Here is a 7239-nt window from a genome sequence, read left to right as displayed (position 1 = left end):
ATTGAATTCTAAAACACCACAGGAGGAATTAACTATTGAACAAAAATTAATTTTAGCCCATCTCCATTTATTGATTATGTTTTAACTTACATATATACTTTTAATGAAGAAAAAACAATATTTACATCAAGAAATAAGATTTTAAAGCAATTACAATATTGTTTTTGAAATGAATTTGAAAATAAAACATCAACATTTAAATAATTCATATAACAATTTATACACATATACCAAATGTGTGGTGAAACCATGAGTGAAAACATCAAAAAGGATTTAGATCAAGCTAAAAAGAATTATCAAAGCAAGAAATACGAAGAAGCAAAAGATTTATACGAATCTATTTATATTGACCATCCGGAAGCCTTCACAATTTGGGATAAAAGATTCTACAGCTGGGCTCTATATCAGCTTTATGTGAAAAATCCTGAAGATGAAACAGAATTATTTGAAGCGGTGGATACAATAACACAGTTAGTGCCACAGGAAGACCTTTCCAAAAAGGACGGGGCTTGTGCATACACCCTATCCATGATGAAGCTTCTCGATTACCTCTATAAAAATAATGACTATGAAAATATCCTCATTTGGGCAGATAAATTAAATCCAAACTATTTAAGTCAAAAGACCTCCTCCTTCACTACAAGTGACGGAAGGGAAGTGACATTAGCATCCAATAAGGAAAAATACTACAACTGGGTTTCAAAATCACTTCAGGAAGTTGAGGACTATGATGAATGTTTGGCCGTTTCAAAAGAGGCCCTTGAAAAATTAAGTAAATTCACCAACAATAGCGACGTCTGGTTTAAATGGAGAATCGCTAGGTCATGCAGGGAACTGGGAGAATATGACGAAGCGATTGAATACCTAAATGACATATATAAGGTCAAAAAGGACTGGTATATCCAGTGGGAAATTGCTGAAAACTATTTCTTTAAAGGCGAAGAGGACAAATCCCTTGAATATGCCGTTTCAGCAGCATTGAGTCGTGGTGACAGCGACAAGAAAATCAAGTTATATTCACTGCTTGAAGATTTGCTTGAAGACGATGAGCCTGAAATAGCATTGAAACATTCTTACCTGATATATTCAATAAGGTTGCATAACGAATGGAGCATTGATGATGATTTAAAAGAGAAAATCGAAAATGCCGGTTTGAACACTGAAAATACAGAGTATTGGAAAATCGAAGAGGAACTGAAAGGCTATTGGAAGGATTTGAAATTCAAAACCCAACAGCCGAATTACGGAACGATAAAAAGGATTATGCCTCACGGCAAAACCGGATTTATCAAACGTGATGACGGTGAGGATTTCTTCTTCAACAGATTTGAGTTCAAGGGAGACCCAAATAAATACCGTGAAGGCGTTAAAGTTTCATTTTATCTAGAAGAAGGCTATGACAAAAAGAAAGATGAAATCAAATTAAATGCAGTAAACATCTATGATATTTAACAACATCTGTTGTTATATATCCTTATTTTTTAAAAAAAAAGAAAAAATAGAGAAGTAATTATCTAATTACTTCAACAATCATGTCCAGGTTTTCAGATTGAAGGATATCCACTTTTTTACCGGATGCACCAACAATCTCCTTTTTGATATTGAGCATATCTTCAGGAACTACAATTTCGCCAATTGTCAGCTCATGATTTTTCTCTAAAACAGAGCCTATTTCCTCGATATCGGTTGATTTCAGATAGCCGATGATTTTGCCGGCATCCCCTTTGAATGTAGGTCCGATTTGGGACATGTCAGGTTCAACTTCAATGATTTTTTCATGAACTTCAGGTTTTCCTGAGCTGATAGCCAAATCATTGATTTTTAGAGTTCCCTTAATGTCTGAATCAAACTGATTGAATACATCAACCAAATCATCATCAGAAGTGTAGACGTTCACTTCAGCAAGTTCCGCATTCAATGGGATTTTAGAAGCGGATTTGAATCTTCTGACCTCATCAATAAGCTCGACAGTGGTTTCACCTTTTGTCTCCATTTCCTCACTGATCAGTTCCTCATATACTTCAGGCCATAATGTTGTGTGAATTGACTCGTCTGAGAAGTACTGATAAACCTCTTCTGTAAAGAACGGTGCAATCGGTGCCATCAATTTAAGGGAAGTTTCCACAACTGTCCTTAATGTGTATTTAGCGGCTTTGCGTGATTCATCTGAAACGTCAGTGTATAGTCTGTATTTTACCGCTTCAATGTATTCATCACAGAAGTCATGCCAGAAGAACCTTTCGATTGGAGTGATTGTCTGTGCGAAGTTATAGTCTGCAAATGCCTCATCGACAGTTTTGTTCAAGTTATTGAGTTTTGACAATATCCATAAGTCCAATGGCCCAAGATTATCTTTTACATCTTCATATGAAACTTCCTCATCAAATATCTGCATGCTGATGAATCTGAAAGCGTTCCAGAATTTTCTGAGGAATCTGTATCCGTGCTTGATGTCTTTCCAGTCAAATATGACATCAGATCCAGGAACACTGTTGGCAGCCCATGTCCTTAATGGGTCTGCACCGTATTTTTCAATGACCTCTTCGGGTCCGACCACAAATTCAGGCCTTGACTTACTCATCTTGTTTCCGTCTTCACCAAATACCATACCGTTGATTACAATGTCATCAAACGGCTTTTGGCCAGTTAAGGCTATACAGCGTAAAGTAGTGTAAAATGCCCATGTACGGATGATATCGTGTCCTTGAGGACGGATATTTGATGGGAAATGATTTATGTAATCTTCATCAGGCCATCCTGCAATGGATAGCGGTGAAATTGATGAATCCATCCAGGTGTCCAGAACATCCACTTCAGGTACGAACTCTTCACATCCGCATTCGCATGCATGTTTTGGCTTGTCGACTGTTGGATCGATTGGCAAGTCTTCAACATCAGGCAAAATTACTTTTCCACAGTCTTTGCAGTACCATACAGGAATTGGTGTTGCAAATATTCTTTGTCTTGAGATACACCAGTCCCATTCCATGGAATCCGCCCAGTTTACCATACGGGATTTCATGTGTTCAGGAACCCATTTCATTTCATCGGCTGCAACTTTGGTCTTTTCAATCAAATCACGGACCGCTACAAACCACTGTTCCTTAAGAAGAATTTCAACAGGAGTCTTGCATCTCCAGCATTGGCCCACATTTTGGTCAACCTCTTCCTTTTTCAGGAGGTAGCCTTCAGCATCCAAATCTTCAATGGTCTGTTTTTTGCAGCTTTGAAGGTCCATTCCTTCATATCTTCCGGCAGCGGAGGTCAATGTACCGTCATCATCCATAACATCAATGACTTCAAGGTCATATTTTTGAACCCAGCTTACGTCAGTCTTATCCCCAAATGTACAAATCATTACTGCACCTGTACCGAATTCAGGATCTACCTCTTCATCCGCAATGATTTTTACTTTCTGGTGTGACAAAGGCACTTCAACATATTTGCCTAAAAGGTGAGTGTACCTTTCATCTTCAGGGTGAATTACAACGGCCACACAGGCAGACATCAGTTCAGGCCTGGTTGTTGCAATCAAAATACCTTCCTCTTTAGGGTCAGCCTGTTTTCCGGATGCCTGTGAGGATACTATATCATCATAGGAATCTTCAACAGCCGGAGGGAAGTTGACATAGTTTAAGAATGTAGTATTATCTGAGTATTCGACTTCAGCAAAAGCGATAGCTGTCTGACAGCGAGGACACCAGTTTACAGGGTGTTTTCCCTGATAGATCAATCCGTCTTCATACATTTTCAAAAAGGAGTATTGGGTCCTTTTCATGTACTCAGGATTCATTGTAACGAATTCACGGGTCCAGTCCTGTGAATAACCCATTGCCTTCATGTCCTTTTTCATGCTTGCAATGTTTTTGGTGGTCAAATCGATACAGTATTCTCTGAACTTGGCTCTTGAAACATCATTTTTCTTGATGCCGTGAGTTTCTTCAACTTTCACTTCAGTCGGAAGACCATGGCAGTCCCATCCCTGTGGGAACAGGACGTCAAATCCTTTTTGTCTTCTGTATCTTGCATTCATATCAATGTAAACCCAATTCAATACGTGGCCCAAGTGAATGGCACCTGTTGGGTATGGTGGGGGAGTGTCTATAATATATCTAGGACGAGAACCATCTCCAATGTATTTGTAGATGTTTTCATCTTCCCATTTCTGCTCCCAAACTTTTTCTTTTTTAAAATCATAGTCTTTAGGAATCTCTTGGTTTGACATATATTTTCTCCTAAAATAATTAAGTAAAAATAATATTATTAATTATGTAGTTTATTATTTAAAAACATTTATAATAGTTAAATATATTATATAAAAAAATCATATTATTAATATTATCAAAAATAAGGACTGTGTAAAAAATGAATTTATTATGGTTTTATGTTGCAATCATTTTAGCTTTAAGCGATATATTGCACACCGTTTTAATGTGGAAAGTTTTAAATAACTTTTACATCATTTTAGGTGGCATAATCCAACAATCCACTCATTCCACTTGGCAAACATGGGTAATTCATGAGATTATGGAAGCTGGATTTCATTTCATTGTAGTGTCAATGGTGTTTTTAAATCCGACTATTGGAATTCTAGCGGCCCTTATTCATTTTGTAATTGACGTGACCCATACCGTACTCCTACGTGATATGGGAGAGATAGAACATAGAGCCCTTCACTTTCTAGTTGAATCTCTATTTTTCATTTTAATATATGGATTATAAAGTAATGGAGTTATTAAATGCCAGTTATAACATTCAAATATCAAGATTTAAAAGATTTAGGAATAGATATGGAAAAAGATGAATTAATAGACACATTGCCAATGATGTCCAGTGACATTGAAGACTTTGACGATGAGGAAATCAAGGTGGAATTCTTCCCTAACAGACCTGATAACTTGTCTGTTGAAGGAGTAGCTAGATCTTTTAAGGGATTTATCGGCCAGGAAATAGGCTTTCCGGACTATAAGGTTGAAGAATCCGGAGAATATGTAACAGTCGACAAGGATGTTGCTGCAATCAGACCATTTATCGGATTTGCAAAAATCGATAATGTTGATTTTACTGGCGATAAGCTCAAATACTGCATGGACTTCCAGGAAAACCTCCATTGGGTTATAGGAAGGGACAGGAAAAAGGTTGCTATCGGTATCCACAATGCTGATGTTGTAGAAGGCCCATTCAAATATATTGCAACCCCTAAAGATGCAAATGCATTTGTTCCTTTAGAAAAGGACACAGAAATGACTCCAAACGAAATCTTGACCGAGCATGACAAAGGTAAGGACTATGCTCATCTGATTGAAGACTTTGACAAATATCCATTAATCCTGGACAAAGACGATAATGTCTTATCAATGCCTCCAATAATTAACGGAGAGCTGACCAAGCTTAAAGAGGACACTCACAATATCATTGTTGACGTTACCGGTACTGACGAAAGGGCAGTTAACCAGGCATTAAATATTATCTGTTCATCATTTGCTGAAGTTGGAGGCCAAATCAAATCCATGGAAGTCAGATATGAAGACAAGACCATCAAGACTCCTGATTTGACCCCACAAGAGATGAATGTTCATGTCGATACAGCCAATGAACTGATTGGTGGAACAGACCTGACTGCACAGGACATTCATGATTTGCTTTTAAAAGCCCGTTTTGATGCTGAAATCATTGATGACAATGAAGTGAAAGCCATCATTCCGGCATACAGGGTGGACATCCTGCATGAAGTCGATGTCGTTGAAAATATCGCAGTTCAATACCACATCAATGACGTTGTGGCAGAATTGCCTGACATCAATACTGTAGCTTATGAAAACAACTGGTTCAAGGCAGAAAGCACAATCCGTGAAGTGATGATTGGTTTAGGCTTCCAGGAAGTTATGAGCTTAATGCTTACCAGTGAGGAAGCACACTACAAAAACATGAACCAGGAAGAAAAACCTCACGTTCAGGTTGCAAGGCCGATTACAATCGACAGAACTATGATTAGAACAAGTTTAATCAATTCCCTGATGGAATTCTTGGAGGACAACAAGCATGAGGACCTGCCTCAAAAAATCTTTGAAATAGGCGATGTCCTATACCTGGACGAAAGCACAGAAAACAAGACTGTCGCTTCCAAAAAATTAGCTGGAGTAATCTGCCATTCATCCGCAAACTTTACAGAAATAAAATCTGTCGTTACAAGCGTATTGGCCAATCTCGGATATTCAATGGAAATATCTGACAGCGAAAACAAGACATTCATTCCGGGAAGAGTAGCCGATGTTGCCGGTGCAGCTGAAAAAGGCTCCATTAAAGGTTTCTTTGGTGAGGTTTCCCCTGAAGTAATTACAAACTTTACTTTAGAATACCCAGTTATTGCGTTTGAAATAGAATTTCTAAATTAAATTCTTTTTCAATACCACAATTTTCTCATCTCGATTTCCATTTGGGCGTACTCGTTGACCTGTGATGAAGTGCCATAATAATTGAAGATGAGTATCAAAATAAATAAAAGAATTATAATAGCTATCAAAATTATTGTCCATCTTCTCAATTTAACAACACCACACGAAAAAATTTACATTAATCGATAAGTTTAGCTACATCTTCACCCTTAGGTGTCAGCCTGTATACCCTATTTTTGCGCTTTTCCTCATTTATGCATTCCGCAACACCGCATTCCTTAAGCTCGCGCAAGACCTTGGAAATGTGATTTGTCCTTATTCCAATGTCCTCTGCCAAATCGGTAGGTATCTTGTCACCATTATTAAGAGATCTTACAGACCTTTCCCTATAGGAAGAGCTGATTACATATCCATAAGTTTTTAGAGTTTCATCATCCATAAAAATTTCTCCATTTATTCACATCTTAATAATATATTATTCTCCTATTATAGTTAAACTTATTGTTCTTGAATGTCTTGGCCCATCAAGTTCGATGAAAAAAACTGATTGCCAAGTGCCCAGATCCAGTCTGCCATTTTTGATTGGCAGACACTCGCTTGATGAAAGCAGGAATGATTTCAGGTGAGACTTTGCGTTATCATCAATCCTGTCATGCTGGTATGTGAACTTATCAGTAATAAGATTATTTAAGGTGAATTCCAAATCGTTTAAAAGTCCTGATTCGTTTTCATTGACAACAATGGCTGATGTGGAATGTTTTGAAAAAATGGAGATTATTCCGTTTTCAACATCAATCAGTTCGTTGATTTTTGATGTGATGTCAATGATTTCAAAGTTTCTGTT

6 protein-coding genes are annotated in these 7239 nt (G+C 37.5%); 3 read left to right on the top strand and 3 right to left on the bottom strand.

Translation table 11 applies throughout. From position 1 onward, the window contains the following. Positions 1–249 precede the first annotated feature (249 nt). Entirely contained in the window at positions 250–1452 is a 1203-nt protein-coding gene (locus QZN27_RS07820; RefSeq protein WP_296786053.1) for a tetratricopeptide repeat protein, read from the top strand. A 58-nt stretch (positions 1453–1510) separates the two neighbouring features. Here the strand turns inward: QZN27_RS07820 and QZN27_RS07815 are convergent, their stop codons facing one another. Continuing rightward, positions 1511–4225 carry a valine--tRNA ligase gene (locus QZN27_RS07815; RefSeq protein WP_296786048.1) on the bottom strand — a complete coding sequence of 905 codons (2715 nt, stop codon included), beginning with the start codon at positions 4223–4225 and terminating at the stop codon, positions 1511–1513. 140 nt (positions 4226–4365) lie between these two features. On the opposite strand from QZN27_RS07815, the gene QZN27_RS07810 reads away from it, so the two are divergent. Further along, positions 4366–4722, top strand: coding sequence for a hypothetical protein (locus QZN27_RS07810; protein WP_296786045.1), 357 nt, complete (start codon positions 4366–4368; stop codon positions 4720–4722). A gap of 17 nt (positions 4723–4739) precedes the next feature. Beyond that, positions 4740–6395, top strand: coding sequence for a phenylalanine--tRNA ligase subunit beta (gene pheT, locus QZN27_RS07805; protein ID WP_296786043.1), 1656 nt, complete (start codon positions 4740–4742; stop codon positions 6393–6395). A gap of 178 nt (positions 6396–6573) precedes the next feature. On the opposite strand, the gene QZN27_RS07800 is transcribed toward pheT, so the two are convergent. After that, positions 6574–6834 carry a winged helix-turn-helix domain-containing protein gene (locus QZN27_RS07800; RefSeq protein ID WP_296786040.1) on the bottom strand — a complete coding sequence of 87 codons (261 nt, stop codon included), beginning with the start codon at positions 6832–6834 and terminating at the stop codon, positions 6574–6576. 36 nt (positions 6835–6870) lie between these two features. Then, on the bottom strand, positions 6871–7239 hold a 369-nt coding region (locus QZN27_RS07795), incomplete at its 5' end, for a secondary thiamine-phosphate synthase enzyme YjbQ (RefSeq protein ID WP_296786037.1).

This window comes from uncultured Methanobrevibacter sp. (assembly GCF_900316895.1).
GTDB lineage: Archaea > Methanobacteriota > Methanobacteria > Methanobacteriales > Methanobacteriaceae > Methanocatella.
The sequence above is the reverse complement of the archived record's forward strand: the minus strand, read 5'-3'. Positions and strand labels throughout refer to the sequence as shown.